This window comes from Shewanella sp. FDAARGOS_354, assembly GCF_002209245.2.
Classification (GTDB): Bacteria; Pseudomonadota; Gammaproteobacteria; order Enterobacterales; family Shewanellaceae; genus Shewanella; species Shewanella xiamenensis.
Map to the genome: position 1 here is coordinate 4,746,561 of NZ_CP022089.2, position 17,261 is coordinate 4,763,821.

Here is a 17,261-nt window from a genome sequence, read left to right on the forward strand (position 1 = left end):
CGAGCCGGTATGCATTGTTCTTTAACAATTTGGAAAGCTGATAGTAATTAACGCAATGATGTCTGTCGTTGTGTTAATACGAAAAAAATTGAGTTCTTAAAACACTTGTTAAGTGTCTTGAATATTCAAGTCTAAGGCGAGTCCATCTTCTTGGTCGAAGATGAGACAAGTAAAACCAGCTGGTCGCAACGACTCAAGTGGCTCACGCAAGTGAAACCTATTTGGGTTGTATGGTTAAGCGACTAAGCGTATACGGTGGATGCCTTGGCAGTCAGAGGCGATGAAGGACGTAGTAACTTGCGAAAAGCGTTGGCGAGCTAGTAACAAGCATTTGAGCTAACGATGTCCGAATGGGGGAACCCGGCCGCATAAGCGGTCATCATTAAGTGAATACATAGCTTAATGAGGCAAACGAGGGGAACTGAAACATCTAAGTACCCTTAGGAAAAGAAATCAACCGAGATTCCCCTAGTAGCGGCGAGCGAACGGGGATTAGCCCTTAAGTCAGAGGGGTGTTAGTGGAATGGTCTGGAAAGTCCAGCGGCACAGGGTGATAGCCCCGTACACGAAAACTAACCTTTGATGAAAACGAGTAAGGCGGGACACGTGATATCCTGTTTGAATATGGGGGGACCATCCTCCAAGGCTAAATACTCCTGACTGACCGATAGTGAACCAGTACCGTGAGGGAAAGGCGAAAAGAACCCCTGTGAGGGGAGTGAAATAGAACCTGAAACCGTATACGTACAAGCAGTGGGAGCGGTTCTTGAGACCGTGACTGCGTACCTTTTGTATAATGGGTCAGCGACTTACGTTTTGTAGCGAGGTTAAGCGAATAGCGGAGCCGTAGGGAAACCGAGTGTTAACTGCGCGTTTAGTTGCAAGGCGTAGACCCGAAACCCGGTGATCTAGCCATGGGCAGGTTGAAGGTTGAGTAACATCAACTGGAGGACCGAACCGACTAATGTTGAAAAATTAGCGGATGACTTGTGGCTGGGGGTGAAAGGCCAATCAAACCGGGAGATATCTGGTTCTCCTCGAAAGCTATTTAGGTAGCGCCTCGAGCGAATACCATTGGGGGTAGAGCACTGTTAAGGCTAGGGGGTCATCCCGACTTACCAACCCTTTGCAAACTCCGAATACCAATGAGTACTACTCGGGAGACAGACGGCGGGTGCTAACGTCCGTCGTCAAAAGGGAAACAACCCAGACCGTCAGCTAAGGTCCCAAAGTGTATGTTAAGTGGGAAACGATGTGGGAAGGCTTAGACAGCTAGGATGTTGGCTTAGAAGCAGCCATCATTTAAAGAAAGCGTAATAGCTCACTAGTCGAGTCGGCCTGCGCGGAAGATGTAACGGGGCTAAACATACCACCGAAGCTACGGGTGCAATTCATTAGAGTTGCGCGGTAGAGGAGCGTTCTGTAAGCCGTTGAAGGTGAAGGGGTAACCCACACTGGAGGTATCAGAAGTGCGAATGCTGACATGAGTAACGATAAAGGGGGTGAAAAACCCCCTCGCCGAAAGACCAAGGGTTCCTGTCCAACGTTAATCGGGGCAGGGTGAGTCGACCCCTAAGGTGAGGCCGAAAGGCGTAATCGATGGGAAACAGATTAATATTTCTGTACTTCCGCTAACTGCGATGGAGAGACGGAGAAGGCTAGGCTAGCGCGGCGTTGGTAGTCCGCGTTTAAGGTGGTAGGTGGGTGACTTAGGCAAATCCGGGTCACTATACACTGAGAGCTGATGACGAGTCCCCAAGGGGATGAAGTAGTTGATGCCATGCTTCCAGGAAAATCTTCTAAGCTTCAGGTTAGCGGGAATCGTACCCCAAACCGACACAGGTGGTCGGGTAGAGAATACCAAGGCGCTTGAGAGAACTCGGCTGAAGGAACTAGGCAAAATGGTACCGTAACTTCGGGAGAAGGTACGCTCTTGTTGGTGATGAGACTTGCTCTCTAAGCTGACGGGAGTCGCAGATACCAGGTGGCTGCAACTGTTTATCAAAAACACAGCACTGTGCAAACTCGCAAGAGGAAGTATACGGTGTGACGCCTGCCCGGTGCCGGAAGGTTAATTGATTGGGTTATCGCAAGAGAAGCTCATGATCGAAGCCCCGGTAAACGGCGGCCGTAACTATAACGGTCCTAAGGTAGCGAAATTCCTTGTCGGGTAAGTTCCGACCTGCACGAATGGCGTAATGATGGCCACGCTGTCTCCAGCCGAGACTCAGTGAAGTTGAAATTGCGGTGAAGATGCCGTATACCCGCGGCTAGACGGAAAGACCCCGTGAACCTTTACTATAGCTTGGCACTGAACATTGACCCTACATGTGTAGGATAGGTGGGAGACTATGAAGTTGGAACGCTAGTTCTGATGGAGTCGTCCTTGAAATACCACCCTTGTAGTGTTGATGTTCTAACTTGGCCCCATTATCTGGGGTAAGGACAGTGCCTGGTGGGTAGTTTGACTGGGGCGGTCTCCTCCCAAAGAGTAACGGAGGAGCACGAAGGTTGGCTAAGTACGGTCGGACATCGTACGGTTAGTGCAATGGCATAAGCCAGCTTAACTGCGAGACAGACACGTCGAGCAGGTACGAAAGTAGGTCATAGTGATCCGGTGGTTCTGAATGGAAGGGCCATCGCTCAACGGATAAAAGGTACTCCGGGGATAACAGGCTGATACCGCCCAAGAGTTCATATCGACGGCGGTGTTTGGCACCTCGATGTCGGCTCATCACATCCTGGGGCTGAAGTCGGTCCCAAGGGTATGGCTGTTCGCCATTTAAAGTGGTACGCGAGCTGGGTTCAGAACGTCGTGAGACAGTTCGGTCCCTATCTGCCGTGGGCGTTGGATGATTGAGGGGAGTTGCTCCTAGTACGAGAGGACCGGAGTGAACGAACCGCTGGTGTTCGGGTTGTCATGCCAATGGCATTGCCCGGTAGCTATGTTCGGAATCGATAACCGCTGAAAGCATCTAAGCGGGAAGCGAGCCCCAAGATGAGTCATCCCTTGGACTATAAGTCCACTAAAGAGCCGTTCGAGACTAGGACGTTGATAGGTCAGGTGTGTAAGCGTTGTGAGGCGTTGAGCTAACTGATACTAATGACTCGAGAGGCTTAACCATACAACCCAGATGGGTTTTGCTAAGTAGCACTTAGACGAATACAAACACTTAAGAAGTGGTCATAAAATGCTCCTGCATTTATGACATCAAGTACCTCCATATACTTGTGAACTCAAACAGCTTTCCAAATTCATTTACTGCCCACATAAGATGGGGAGTAGATACCAAATTTGCTTGGTGACAATAGCATTGTGGTCCCACCTGATCCCATCCCGAACTCAGAAGTGAAACGCAATCGCGCCGATGGTAGTGTGGGGTCTCCCCATGTGAGAGTAGGTCATCGCCAAGCGCCTAACTAAACAATGAAGCCAGCTGAATAAGCTGGCTTTTTTGCATTTAGTGTTTTCAGTTCTTGCTTTTTTCACTTTTACATTCTCCCTTAGATACCATTTCAGATTGGGTTACTCTAAAAATTTAGGTACATAACATCAGGCCAATAAAAAGAGCAACCTAGGCTGCTCTATTCTGAATTGGGGTTAGCGTGACCATGCTAGTTTGCTGCTGCGCAAAAAGTAACGAATAAGCTTATTGCCCATTAATTTTGGCTTTGAACTTTGCTTTAGTGACGTCATCGGCGAGTTGATACCAATAATCCAGCATATGGCTGATTTCGGCTTGAGTTGGTGAATCAGGCGCTGTGCTTTGTGTTATTGCAGCTGTGGATGCGACTGCTGTGGTGGTAACTATAGTGGACGTCGCAGAAGAGGTGGCAGGCAGAGTTGGTGCACTCGTTGTCGCTGATACTTGAGGCAGGCTTTGCTGAGTGGTAAACGTTATCGAGGCGGGATGTTGTCCCTGATTATACTGAAAGATTTCCTGCTCGAAGTTTCGGCCTATCTGTAACCCGTTTTTCACTAATCTATCTTGGTCGAACGCAATCACTTGATTATGCTTATCTAAAAGCATGAGTAATGGTAACTCATCGAATTGCTTTGCAGCCTTAGCCGAATCTATATTGGGCAGTTTGAGATGTAATTCTTGGTCTGTTTGATTAAAGCGAATGACCAGCACGTCCGATTGATAGCGTACTGAATTTGCCTGTTTACGGTATTGAGCATTGTAGCGAAAAGCGATTTGGTTCAATCCATTACTTAGCGTAACAGGTGAGGTGTTTAATGGCTTTTGTCCATTTACGGTGAGCAGCTCGACATCGCTTGGAAGCTTTAGAATGATTTCGGCACAAACGGGTTGTAGGCTGGCAAGCAATAGGGTTGATGCACACAGTATAGAAGGGGATTTCATAAGCTTTCTCTTCGTTTATATCACGTATTAATGATAAGTGAGATAGCGGATTACACAAAACCTTAGATGGCAAAGGAATAAACTCATTTAGTTTATTTTGTTAAGGTTTAGAGCATGCAGGGATGAAACTAAAAGAAAAGGCTCACGAAGAGCCTTTTCTGATCCAAAGCACGAAGCTAGGTTAAACCTAATTCTCTTTAACTTAATCTAAGTGGAAGTAATGCAAATTACTTTGCTTTATCTTGGCTTAGGTTGATGCGGTACACGGCAAAACCGAGTTCATCTTTACTCAGTTTGGTCATTTCGCGTTGTTTATTCGCTTCGATAAAGGTTGCGGCTTTATCGCTATCTTGGGTTTGGAAGCGAATATCAAGGGTCACATTCGTGTTGATGGTTTTGAAATCCCAGTTGTAGTCAGCACTTGGGTTTACCATGCCTTCGTACTTGCCTGTTGCTTCATTGTACTTAGATTGCGCTGTGATATAGGCCGCTAAGGCTTCACGGTTGGTATCTGGCAGTTCCAGAACCACATGGTCACTGCCTGTACCGGCGAACTTACCACCAAAGGCGCGATAGTTATTTGAGGCCACGATAAATTCTTTGGCTGCAAATTCTTCGCCAGTGAATACTTTGCCATTTTCATCGGTATAGCTTAAATCGACGATACGGTTAGCATTGGCGTTGACAACAGCGCAGTCACGGTCGAATTTACTTGGTTGAGTGACATCAATTTTATAAGTTAAACCATCGAGTACGTCGAAGTTGTAGGTTGGATGACCGTCCCAGTTGATTAACTCCTGTGGCGTTGTTTTACTTGGGTCGATTTGCTTAAACTGGTTAGCGGAACATTCCAGCCAGTCTTTCAGCTCTGCACCTGTGGCCTTTACCGCCACCATGGTATTAGGATAGAGATAAAGATCAGCAGCATTTTTAAAGGTTAATGCGCCTTTATCCACCTGTACGTATTGGTCTGCATCGCTGGTTGTGCCATGGCGTCCGCCGGCTTTGAATGGCGCAGAGGCCGATAATACAGGCAGATCTTTTAGCGCTTCAGGGAGTTTGGCTTTGACGTTGGCAATTTGTGCATCGGAAACGATTTGCACCGTTGGATCGTCCTGCACTAAGGTCAAGAAGCTATACATATCGGCGGCAGCAACCCCAATTGGCTCATCCACGAAGGCAAGCGTGCCTTGGTGCTCTTCAGCTACGGCATCGATAATTTCTTGGTCACGGTCGACTAATGGCGTTTTAGTTGCGCCATCATAGATAGGACGAGCCTTAGTCGTTGCACTAAGTACCATCCATTTACCGTCTTTACGCTCTAGTTTAAAGTCAACCACACCTAAGTTGTCACCCCAACGTCCAGGCATGACGGCTGGGACGCCGTTTAATAGACCCTTGGTCACATCTGTATTAGGTAGGTCGGCATATTTGGCATCGGGGAAGATGGAGTGGCTGTGACCAAACATAATGGCATTAATATCTTTTACATTCGTTAACGCGTAGGTAGCGTTTTCCGCCATGGGATCGCCAGGATTCTCTGTTGAACCGATACCAGAGTGGGGGATCGCGATAATCAAATCAGCGCCTTTCGCCTTCATTTCAGGCACATATTTCTTTGCTGTCTCGACGATATCTTCAACCTTAACTTTGCCAGTAAGATTTTGTTTATCCCACAATAAGATTTGTGGCGGCACAAAACCAATATAACCAATCTTAATGGTTTGGTTATTTCCTTCGTTATCGATAATTTGTTTTTCTTTAATGATATATGGGGTGAATAAATGCTCACCTTTTTTCACATTATTCCAACAACCGTTTTCATCAGCACAATATACGTTGGCGTTAATATAAGGAAATTTAGCACCATGAAGTGATTTATTTAAAAAATCTAAGCCATAGTTAAATTCGTGATTCCCGATATTCCCCACTTCATAATCTAGTAGGTTCATCGCTTTATAAGCCGGGTGAACATCACCCATTTGCAGACCGACTTTAGCCATATAGTCGCCCATTGGACTGCCTTGAAGTAGGTCACCGTTATCAACGAGCACACTGTTTTTGGACTCCTGACGAGCCGCATGAATTAAACTTGCGGTACGCGCGAGACCAATTGTTGGATCGACTTTGCCGTTGTAGTAGTTGAAATCCATGATATTCGTGTGCAGATCGGTGGTTTCTAGTACACGTAAATCCGCTTGAACAATTGGCTCATCATCTGAGCCACAGGCGCTTACACCAAGGGCGGCAGTGATCATCACTGCGAGTAGTTTTTTATTTAACATAGTTTTCTCTATTTATATTTATGTGACCCTAATACATGCTCTATTTTTGAGCATGTCCATCATCCAGTTAACTCATATTCTGAAAACTGTTCTGAAAACGATTAGTTACAGAAGCATTAAGTTAACGAGCAGGATTATAAAGACATTTGATGATCTGAATGTGACATTAATTGGATAAAGGCTGTATTAAATTGTGACAATGAATTTGATTGGTTAAATTACAGTCGATATATGACGTGATTTTTGTTTGTCTGTTGGATAAACACTTGGATTGGTTGTTTGTTAAAAATAATTAATATTTGTTATTTAAATGGTTTGGTTTTAAGCCGATTTTTATATCGTTATCGCGTTAACCTTTAGCGTTTTTATAATTGTTCTTAGGTAACTTATTATTTTTAAATTAAATTATTTTTATATTTATCATGTTGTTTATAATTTTTGTTATTCAGATGTAATGTGGGCATGGCAGTGGTGCTCGCTTGATGATGTTATTTGAGGTTCGTCACACATAAAGCGATACAATTTAGCCTTGAATACGTTGGTCGAAAGCTTGGCTGAATGGCGGTTAACTTGCTAAGGTTGTGCATCGACGACAGTGCCTTGAAGATGCACTCGTTGGAAGAGAAGCCAAAATCCGTTACTCGCACCTTTCACTTAAAAAATATAAAGACAGGGCAGTGACACTTAAGGGAGTTAATATGCGTAAGTCTGTTATTTTTACCGCTGTTACCGCGGCGTTGTTATTGGGCGCCTGTTCTGAAAATTCTGCTGTAAATTCTGAAGCGACTAATGCTGTTGCAGCCAAAGCTGCTTCAACATCAGCTCAAATAGATGCGACCAATGTGTTATTAAGCAAGAGTCCATTACAAGATCAAGCTCCGCAGTTTAATTTGATCAAGAGCTCGGATTATGCCCCCGCCTTTGCGCAGGGGATAAAAGAGCACGAGGCTGAAATCGCCGCCATTATTGGCAATAAACAGGCACCGACCTTTGAGAATACCATTTTAGCTATGGAAACGTCGGGTGGGTTGTTGACTCGAGTGTCACGCACCTTCTTTAACCTGGCGGGTTTGATCTCCGATGATAATTTTCAAAAAACGGAGGCGGATTTAGCGCCTAAGTTATCGGCTCATCGCGATAACATTTATTTAGATCCAAGCTTATTTGCACGTGTTGAAACCGTGTATCAACAACGTGACACGTTAAATGCTGAAGATAAGCGCCTAGTCGAGTTTTATTACGAGCAGTTTGTGCGTGCTGGGGCCAAATTATCCGATGCCGATAAAGCCCAAATGCGTGATTTCAACGCTGAGTTGGCCACCCTTGCGACTGAGTTTTCCCAAAACAGCTTAAAGTCATTTAAAGACGATGTGATTGTCGTGACAGACAAGGCACAGCTAGACGGTTTATCTGACAGTGAAATCGCGACCTTAGCGGCCGCAGCGCAAGCAGCGGGTAAAACGGGTTACTTGATTACCTTAGTGAACACGACGCGTCAGCCTATTTTAGCCAGTTTAAATAATCGTGAACTGCGCCAAAAAGTCTGGGAAACCTCGGCCCACCGCGCCGTTGCTAGCAATGGCCCTTTAATCGTGAAGATGGCGCAGCTGCGCGCCAAGAAAGCTAATTTACTCGGCTTTGATACTTGGGCTGCCTATGCCGTGGCCGACCAAATGGCTAAAACGCCAAGCGCAGTGTATGAAATTTTAGATGACTTGGCGCCTAAGGCGTTGGCTCACGCTAAGGTCGATGCGGCGGATATCCAAGCTGAAATCAAAAAAGCTGGCGGCAATTTTGAATTGCAACCTTGGGATTGGGCTTATTACGCCGAGAAAGTGCGCCAACAAAAGTATGCCCTCGACGAGAGCAGCATCAAACCTTATTTTGAATTCAATTCAGTGCTCAAGGATGGTTTGTTCTTCGCAATGAACAAACTCTACGGCATTAGCATTAAACCTCGCACCGATTTACCAGTATGGCATAGCGATGTGCTCGCCTTTGAGGTTTTCGATAAAGACAACAGCTCAATTGGCCTGTTCTATCTTGACCCTTATGCCCGTGAAGGTAAGGGCGGCGGCGCGTGGATGGATGAGTTTGTCACTCAGAGCGGACTACTCGGTACTAAACCGGTTGTGTATAACGCCCTGAATATCCCGAAACCTGCTGACGGCCCAACCTTGATGACCTTCGATGAAGTGACCACTATGTTCCATGAATTTGGTCATGCGGTGCACGGTTTATTCTCCAAGGTGAAATACCCGAGCGTGGCAGGTACCTCTACGGCGCGCGACTTTGTAGAGTTTCCATCTCAAGTTAACGAAGATTGGAACATTGACCCAGCAGTCATTGCCAATTACGCCAAGCACTATCAAACTGGTGAACCTATTCCTAAAGCCTTACTCGATAAAATCTTAGCCTCCAATAAATTTGGTCAAGGTTTTGATACTGTTGAGTATTTAGCGGCTGCATTACTGGATATGGAATGGCACTCGATTGGTGCCGACACCCAAATCAAGGATGTGGAACAGTTTGAGCATCAAGTGTTAGCCAAACATGGCCTCGATTTCGCGCCGATCCCACCGCGTTATAAGTCGAGCTATTTTAGCCATGCCTTCTCGGGTGGCTATTCAGCCGGTTATTACGCTTACCTGTGGACAGAAGTGTTTGCCGCCGATGCCTTCGCCTATATGGGCCAACATGGGGGCTTAAAAGCTGAAAACGGCGATAAGTTCCGTGAAGCGGTATTGTCTAAAGGCAACAGCGAAGATTTAATGCAGAATTACATCCACTTTACTGGTCAAAAACCTACGACCGATGCCTTATTAAAACGTCGTGGTTTAGTCGACTAAACGAGTCATTGTAAAAAGGGCCAACGGCTTGGTAGGGCAACCTATCAAGCCTTTTTTTACGCTATTGTTTTTCGATAATCTTTACTCTAAAATCCCGCCACATTTGACTGTGGGATAACTTCTTTATCCCGTATCGACGCCCCTCGAAAATCAGGCTCAGTTTCCCCTCCTTTGAGCCCTTGAGTACAGCTAAAGCGTAGCCTCTTTATATTGGATGTAGCATTAATGGTTTCGCAATTAAGTGAAGCAGTGCTGGATGTGATCGCTGACGCCTTGGTAGACAAAGGCTATATCTTTTTACCCGAGTTAGTTCCTAGTCATATAAGCCAAGTATTGCTGGAAAAAGTTCGAACAACAGAAATACATGAGTTGAAAGCGGCCTCCATCGGACGTGGTGCAGAACAACAACTTAACCCCGATATTCGTCGTGATCGGATTCAGTGGTTAGAGGAGCAGCATGAGCCTGATTCACTCTATTTGGATTTGATGATGCAATTAAAGGATGGGCTCAATCGTCGCTTATTTATGGGGTTGTTTGACTATGAAAGTCATTATGCTGTGTATCAACCCGGCGCTTTTTATAAGAAGCATGTGGATGCGCTAAAAGGCAGTCAAAACCGCATCTTAACCACGGTGTTTTTCTTAAATCCGGATTGGACGCCAGCAGACTGCGGCGAGCTGATTATTTACGATGAAGCCGATAATGTGATTGAACGTATAGCGCCAAAAATGGGGCACTTTGTGATTTTCTTAAGCGAGCGTTTTCCCCATGAGGTGACAAAAACCTTGGCGCAACGTAACAGTATTGCCGGTTGGTTTAGGGTGAGCACCAGCATGCATGGCTTTTAAAAGGGCTAAAAAAACCACCTTAGTTAAGGTGGTTTTTTGTATACAGTGATTCAATCCAAGGTATTAGGCTAAAGATGCTTGAGTATCTTTGGCATTAAACTGTTCAATATCCAACTCATTTTCTGATTTACCAATCACAACGGCAGTCATCATATCGCCAGTTACGTTCGTCGCGGTGCGGATCATATCGATAATACGGTCGATTGCGGCGATAAAGGCAATACCTTCGAGCGGTAACCCAATCACACCTAAGGTCACTGTTAACATCACCATTGCGCTGCCTGGCACGCCAGCAGTACCGACAGAGGCAACCGTGGCGGTGACGGCAATCATCACATAATCTAAGGTATCGAGTGGAATGCCGTAAATCTGCGCGATAAAAATAGCCGAAATTGCAGGATAGATACCACCACAGCCATCCATGTTCATGGTGGCACCGAGCGGCATAACAAAGGCGCTGTAGCGCTTAGAAACGCCCATGGTTTCAACTGCTCTAGTACTGGCAGGCAACGTGCCAAAGCTTGAAGAGGTACTAAAAGCCACTAATTGCGCAGGCATAGCCTTGCGGAAAAATTGCATAGGGCTTAAGCCTGCAAATTTCACAAAGCCACCATACACAAAAATCATATGTATCAGGGCTGCAATATAGATTGCGGCGATAAACTTACCTAGAGGTAATAGGGTCGATAAACCATATTCACCCACCACCCAAGCCATCAAACCAAATACACCAATTGGGGTGAGTTTTAACACCATGCGAGTCAGTTGAAACATCACTTCGGCGCCCGCTTCAATTGTGCGTTTAAGCGGCTCAGCCTTCTCGCCAACCTTGTTGATGGCAATCCCGACTAAAGCGGCAAACACAATAATTTGCAGTACTTTACCTTCGGCCAGTGAGGCAAATGGATTGACAGGGATCATATCGAGTAGCACCTGCGCAAACCCTGGTATATTGCGCTCACGCACTTCAGTGGTGGCCAGTTGCATCGTGCCGCCCATATCAATAAGCGAACCAACGGCTAAGCCGATTAACGAGGCGATTGTACCTGTTAGCATAAACATGCCTAAGGTCTTAAGGCTTAAGCGTTTTAGATTGGTTTGAGAGCCTAGCGAGGTAATACTTACCACGATAGCGCAGAAGACCAGTGGCGCAACTAGCATCTTTATCGCGCTAATAAATAGATCGCCAAGCGGTTTAAGCACAGTTGCGCTTTCGCCTAATAACACGCCAACGAGCGCACCTAAGATAAAGCCTGTGAGGACTTTTTGCCAAAAAGGGATGCGGCTAATAGTTTGAAGGATCATGCGTTTTCCAAAAATATATCATTACAAGCCCATAGACCTGAGATGCTAGTATGTGTATCCACTTGAAGTAAATGAACTTATACCAAGCGGCGCGTCAGGTACAGGACAATTTCTGCCATTAAAAGGCATTGTATCGGCAGTGACAGGGTTATAACAAACCGATTTTCTTATAACTTATTGTGATAAATGAGTTTGTTGTGAAACAGTTGGTTTTTACATCGTTTTAACGTCAAGGTTGTAACCCAATATTTAATGTAAAAAATTATTAATTTCATAGAGTAAGTTTTTATGTCGGACTTAATTGTCATGTTTTCGGGAGCTTTTTTGGCGGCCACCTTGTTACCGGGTGGATCTGAAGTTTTGCTCGTCGCCCTGTTAAATAAAGCCCCGCAAGCTTGGTTAGCATTAGTTGCTGTAGCCAGTATTGGTAATACCTTAGGGGCGATGACAAGTTTTTATCTTGGACGTTTAGGGCGGTTTGCGAAGTCCCCAGAGGCATTGAGTGAAGGCAAACATGCCAAAGCCTTAACACTTATCGAGCGTTATGGCGTGTGGTCCTTATTACTGTCGTGGGCACCGATTATCGGGGATATATTATGTTTACTTGCGGGTTGGTTAAAGCTACCCATGTTACCCGCGTTGAGTATGATTTTTATCGGTAAAATAGTTCGTTATCTTATGGTAGCTGCAGTGACATTACACTGGCTTGGTTGATTTATTAACGCAGTTGTTCGGTTAAAGGGCGGGATTTAGTAAAGGAAGTCATTGTATTACTTGGAACTTTACTGATATTTAAGCGTCTTAAGTGATTGTGGATAAAAGGTTTTGAGCTGAGCTAATTTTTAGCCCATTGATGTATAAGGGGAATACTTTGAAAAAATGGATACTAGCGGTTGCGATTTCCGCTGCACTTGCAGGCTGCGCCTCTGAAACTTCAACCCAAATACCTACAGGTATAAGGTTAATTGAAAATGTGCAACTCACAGATTCACAAGTCGGTATTCCCTATAAAAAATATCAGCTTGCTAATGGCCTTACCGTAATTTTGCATCAGGATCGCTCTGATCCTCTAGTGCATGTTGATGTGACTTATCATGTCGGCTCAGCCCGTGAACTCGCTGGTCGCTCTGGGTTCGCTCATTTGTTTGAACATATGATGTTCCAAGGCTCAGAGCACGTTGCCGATGAGCAGCATTTTGAGGTGGTGACCGAGGCGGGTGGAATGCTTAACGGTTCCACTAATACTGATAGAACCAACTATTTTGAGACAGTCCCTAGCAATCAGCTCGAAAAAATGCTGTGGCTTGAGTCTGACCGTATGGGCTTTTTATTGCCAGCGCTGACCAGTGAGAAATTTGAAGTGCAGCGTGAGACGGTAAAAAATGAGCGCGCTCAACGGATTGATAATCAACCCTATGGCCGAATGAGCGAGCGTTTTAATCAAGCTATGTTTCCAGTTGGGCATCCATATTCCTGGCCTGTTATTGGCTGGCCTGAGGATCTTAACCGCGCCACAGTGGATGATGTTAAGCACTTTTTCCAGCGCTGGTACGGCCCTAATAATGCAACGCTGACGATTGGTGGCGATTTTGATGAGCAGCAAGCTTTAGCTTGGGTTAATAAATACTTTGGCGAAATCCCCCGAGGCCCAGAGGTTCAGTCCGAACCTAAGACCTTAGTTACGCTTGATAAGACCCGCTATATTTCGATGGAAGATAACGTACATTTACCACTGATCCGTATAGGTTTTCCGACTGTGTATGCCAGTCATCCCGATGAGGCTGCGCTGGATTTATTAGCCAATATTTTAGGTGGGGGGAAAACCTCATTAATCTATAAAAATCTGGTGAAGGATGGTTATGCAGTGCAGGCCAGCGTGAGCCAACCTTGTCAGGAGTTGGCATGCCAGATGTCGATTTACGCCCTAGCTAATCCACAAAAAGAGACGACGCTTGCTGAGCTTGAGCAGCGGATCTTGGCATCTATTAATGAGTTCGAGCAGCGCGGCGTGACCGACGAAGACTTGCAAAAAGTAAAAGTCCAGTTTGAGGCCGATAGCATATTTGGTCTGCAAAGTGTCAAAGGAAAAGTATCGACTTTGGCGCTAAATCAAACCTTGTTTGGTGAGCCGAATAAAATAGCTTCTGACCTTGCTCGTTACGCTAATGTCACTAAAGACGATGTGATGCGCGTATTTAAAAAATACATCAAAGACAAACCTATGGTGGTGATGAGTGTGGTGCCGCAGGGTATGAAGGCCTTAGTTGCCCATCCCGATAACTTCACTGCCCAAACGCTGCCGGTCGCCCAAACGGCGGTTGAAGGTGAATTACCTACCGCTAAATTGGTTTCAAGCTTTGATCGTTCAAAAATGCCCGCAACGGGGGCTGCGCCTGTGCTGAAAGTGCCGCAAATCTGGACCAGTAAGTTAGCCAATGGCATTGAAGTGATGGGCACTCAAAGCGCCGAAACACCAACGGTTGAGTTGGTGATTTATCTTAACGGTGGTCATCGACTCGTCCCCGTCGAAAAGGCGGGACTGGCAAGCTTAACTGCGGAAATGCTCAATGAATCGACCCAAAAGCGTAGCAGTGAACAATTGTCACAGGCGCTTGAGATGTTAGGTAGTACGGTCGATTTTAGTGCTTCGGAATATCAAAGCACGATTAAAGTTTCAGCACTCACCGAGCATTTGGATGAAACCTTAGCCATCTTAGAAGAAAAGCTATTTATGCCAGCCTTCAATGAGGCCGATTTTGCTCGGGTTAAACAGCAACAACTCCAGCAAATTCAGCATATGCAGTCTAATCCGAGTTATCAGGCCAGTGCTGCGCTGTATAGCTTGCTCTATGGTAACAATAACGCCCTTGGGGTGAGTGATGCGGGAACGTTAGATTCAGTAGCCGCGCTGACACTTGCGGATGTGAAGGCATTTTACGCCGAGCAGTATCGTGGTGCTAATGCCAAAATTATTACTGTGGCAAATCTGCCTGAAAGCGCATTGCTACCAAAACTTGCAGGATTAAGTAAATGGCAAGGTGAGGCCAGTGTATTGCCGCCACTAAAATCATTCCCTGCACTTAAAGGGGGCACTATTTATGTGATTGATAAACCCAGCGCTGCCCAGTCGGTGATCAATATTGCGAAACGCGCCTTACCCTATGATGCAACAGGCAATTATTTTAAATCGTATTTAATGAACTACCCTCTAGGGGGGGCTTTTAATAGTCGTATTAACCTTAACCTACGTGAGAATAAGGGCTATACCTATGGCGCGCGTACAAGCTTCTCGGGAGCGGGTGAAGCGGGGGAATTTATCGCCTCTAGCGATGTGCGTACTGATGTCACTGCTAAAGCCTTAAATGAGTTTATTAAAGAAATCAAAGCTTATCAGCAGCAAGGGATGACTGATGCGGAGCTGACCTTTATGCGAAACTCGGTTTCCCAAGGGCAGGCGTTGGATTATGAGACGCCTTATCAGAAGGCGGGTTTTATGCGGATGATTCAGCGTTATCAATTAAGCCAAGATTTTACTACCGAGCAGGACAAAATTATAAATACTGTAACAAAAGATGAACTCAATGCCCTCGCGGCTTCCGAGCTAGATATCTCACAAATGATCATCTTGGTTGTGGGTGACAAGGCTAAAATTGAAGCGGATTTGGCAACTTTAGGCTATCCAATTGAAACTTTAGTATTGTAAATTAGCTTTTTGGCCTTATATATACCTAACAAACCCAAAGATACGAGTTTCAACCTCTTTAGGTTGTTTGGGTATAAATTGCAGACAAGTTAATCGTGCAGCACAAAGTGGCTGTTGTCTAAAGTGTTAAAGTGTATGGCGGTGACAGCATTAGCTGTCACCGTCTGCGTTTAATCGCAGAAGAATGTAATTTGGCTTGCCCCATGGACAGGTTTAGATTTATTTTGAGGCGTATTTTGAAAGATAAGCCTCAAAATAAAGGTCTGACTGTTAACCTTGTCGCGATAGCGAACCACCAATCAGAGAAGCGCAAATTGAAGCCATTCAATGAATTAGTACAACATTTCTCGGACGCTCAAGGGCGCGCCGCACTCCTTGGCATGCAACGTGGAATTGAGCGTGAGGCGCTACGTATTGATGAATCTGGCTACCTTGCGCTAGATGGTCACCCCATCGAGTTAGGGTCGGCCTTGACTCACTCGCGTATTACAACTGACTACAGTGAAGCACTGCTTGAATTTATTACTCCGGTGAATAATCAGGTTGAGCCGCTATTGCAAGGCTTGACCCAGACCCATGCCTATAGTGTGCGGCATTTGCATGGTCAGCGTCTTTGGCCAGTGAGCATGCCCTGCTATGTAAAAGATGAGGCGAATATCCCCATTGCTCGGTACGGTACGTCGAACACGGGTAAGATGAAAACCTTGTATCGTAAGGGCTTAACTTATCGTTACGGCGCTTTGATGCAGATTATTTCTGGGGTACATTTTAACTTCTCGGTATCGCGGGAATTGTGGCAACGCCTCTATGAACTGAGCGATAAAGGCTTGAGCTTTGAGGATTTTATCTCCGAGTCTTACTTCGGACTTATCCGCAATTATCGCCGTTTGGTCTGGGTGTTGCCTTATTTGTTTGGTGCCTCTCCAGCGTTGTGTAGCTCATTTATCAAGGGTCAAAAGACCGATTTACGTTTTGAAAAGTCGGGACGCGGCACACTGTATCTACCCTATGCAACGTCGCTACGGATGAGCGATTTGGGTTATACCAATAAAGAGCAAGAAGATCTTAACATTAGCTATAACTCCCTGCCCGAGTATCTGGCGGGGATTAAAGCGGCGATTAAGATGCCATCGGCCAACTTTGCCAATATCGGCGTGAAAGTGGATGGTGAATATCGCCAGCTCAATGCTAATGTGCTGCAAATTGAAAACGAATTTTACTCGCCTATCCGCGCTAAGCGCGTCACCAAAAGTGGTGAGAAGCCCTCCGAAGCCCTTGCACGTGCAGGGGTTGAGTATATTGAGGTGCGTGCATTAGATGTGAACCCTTTTAGCCCGATTGGGATAGAGGCTAGCCAAGTGCGTTTCCTTGACTTGTTCTTACTCTATTGTTTATTAACAGATTCTCCTAAATCAGATGCGGCAGAGGAAGCTCGTTTAAGTGCTAACTTAAAATCAGTTGTACTTGAAGGCCGCAAGCTAGGGCTTGAACTGATGACCGATTCGGGTACGCGGCCATTGCAGACGTGGCTCTTGGATCTCTTTGAGCATTTGGACTCATTGGCTAAGTTACTCGATGGTGATAAACACGATTACCAAGTGGCCTTAGCCCATTGGCGTGAAGCTGTAAATGACCCACACAAAACCTTGTCGGGCCAAGTGCTTCAGCAATTGGTAACCAAGGGGCAAGATCATGGGCAGTGGGTGATGTCATTGGCACAGCAATATCATCAATATTTTATGGATTACCCCTTATCTGCTGAGGTTGTCAGCGATTATCAAGCTGAGGCACAAGCATCGCTTAACAAGCAAGCGGACATCGAAGCGGCGCAAAGTGCGGTATCCTTTGATGATTATCTGACTGACTATTTCGGCGCGCCAGCCTAATGAGTCAAGGTGTGAAG

Annotated in this window: 8 protein-coding genes and 2 rRNA genes; 7 read left to right on the forward strand and 3 right to left on the reverse strand. The window is 45.7% G+C overall.

All coding sequences use genetic code 11. From position 1 onward, the window contains the following. Positions 1–232: 232 nt before the first annotated feature. Both CEQ32_RS21380 and rrf read left to right on the forward strand, forming a co-directional pair. Positions 233–3,125 (forward strand): 23S ribosomal RNA (locus CEQ32_RS21380). A 173-nt stretch (positions 3,126–3,298) separates the two neighbouring features. Then, positions 3,299–3,414: ribosomal RNA gene (gene rrf, locus CEQ32_RS21385) — 5S ribosomal RNA — on the forward strand. 236 nt (positions 3,415–3,650) lie between these two features. Here the strand turns inward: rrf and CEQ32_RS21390 are convergent. Both CEQ32_RS21390 and CEQ32_RS21395 read right to left on the reverse strand, forming a co-directional pair. Then, entirely contained in the window at positions 3,651–4,367 is a 717-nt protein-coding gene (locus CEQ32_RS21390; RefSeq protein WP_088586820.1) for a DUF2057 domain-containing protein, read from the reverse strand. Positions 4,368–4,594: 227 nt separating this feature from the next. Then, positions 4,595–6,652, reverse strand: coding sequence for a bifunctional 2',3'-cyclic-nucleotide 2'-phosphodiesterase/3'-nucleotidase (locus CEQ32_RS21395; RefSeq protein WP_088586821.1), 2,058 nt, complete (start codon positions 6,650–6,652; stop codon positions 4,595–4,597). A gap of 698 nt (positions 6,653–7,350) precedes the next feature. Between CEQ32_RS21395 and CEQ32_RS21400 the strand changes: the two genes are divergently transcribed. After that, a complete protein-coding gene (locus CEQ32_RS21400; RefSeq protein WP_088586822.1) occupies positions 7,351–9,501 on the forward strand; it encodes a M3 family metallopeptidase in 2,151 nt (716 codons plus the stop codon). Positions 9,502–9,726: 225 nt separating this feature from the next. Next, positions 9,727–10,350 (forward strand): 2OG-Fe(II) oxygenase, encoded by a 624-nt coding sequence (locus tag CEQ32_RS21405; RefSeq protein WP_069454405.1) that lies wholly within the window; start codon positions 9,727–9,729, stop codon positions 10,348–10,350. Positions 10,351–10,413: 63 nt separating this feature from the next. Here the strand turns inward: CEQ32_RS21405 and CEQ32_RS21410 are convergent, their stop codons facing one another. Further along, positions 10,414–11,655 (reverse strand): dicarboxylate/amino acid:cation symporter, encoded by a 1,242-nt coding sequence (locus CEQ32_RS21410; RefSeq protein WP_037421282.1) that lies wholly within the window; start codon positions 11,653–11,655, stop codon positions 10,414–10,416. A 288-nt stretch (positions 11,656–11,943) separates the two neighbouring features. Here CEQ32_RS21410 and CEQ32_RS21415 point away from each other — a divergent pair, with 288 nt between their 5' ends. From CEQ32_RS21415 to gshA, 3 genes are all read left to right on the forward strand, one after another. Continuing rightward, the gene (locus CEQ32_RS21415; protein ID WP_088586823.1) at positions 11,944–12,369 is read left to right on the forward strand and encodes a YqaA family protein; all 426 of its coding nucleotides are present in this window, start codon (positions 11,944–11,946) and stop codon (positions 12,367–12,369) included. Between the two features lie 139 nt (positions 12,370–12,508). Beyond that, positions 12,509–15,358, forward strand: a complete 2,850-nt coding sequence (locus CEQ32_RS21420; protein WP_109277785.1) for a M16 family metallopeptidase — start codon at positions 12,509–12,511, stop codon at positions 15,356–15,358. Between the two features lie 236 nt (positions 15,359–15,594). Further along, the gene (gene gshA, locus CEQ32_RS21425) at positions 15,595–17,244 is read left to right on the forward strand and encodes a glutamate--cysteine ligase (protein WP_088586824.1); all 1,650 of its coding nucleotides are present in this window, start codon (positions 15,595–15,597) and stop codon (positions 17,242–17,244) included. Positions 17,245–17,261: the final 17 nt, after the last annotated feature.

Excerpts from the sequence above, each read along its gene's own strand:
- CEQ32_RS21390 (WP_088586820.1), bottom strand. The coding sequence starts at position 4,367 with ATGAAATCCCCTTCTATACTGTGTGCATCAACCCTATTGCTTGCCAGC.
- CEQ32_RS21395 (WP_088586821.1), bottom strand. The coding sequence starts at position 6,652 with ATGTTAAATAAAAAACTACTCGCAGTGATGATCACTGCCGCCCTTGGT.
- CEQ32_RS21400 (WP_088586822.1), top strand. The coding sequence starts at position 7,351 with ATGCGTAAGTCTGTTATTTTTACCGCTGTTACCGCGGCGTTGTTATTG.
- CEQ32_RS21405 (WP_069454405.1), top strand. The coding sequence starts at position 9,727 with ATGGTTTCGCAATTAAGTGAAGCAGTGCTGGATGTGATCGCTGACGCC.
- CEQ32_RS21410 (WP_037421282.1), bottom strand. The coding sequence starts at position 11,655 with ATGATCCTTCAAACTATTAGCCGCATCCCTTTTTGGCAAAAAGTCCTC.
- CEQ32_RS21415 (WP_088586823.1), top strand. The coding sequence starts at position 11,944 with ATGTCGGACTTAATTGTCATGTTTTCGGGAGCTTTTTTGGCGGCCACC.
- CEQ32_RS21420 (WP_109277785.1), top strand. The coding sequence starts at position 12,509 with ATGTATAAGGGGAATACTTTGAAAAAATGGATACTAGCGGTTGCGATT.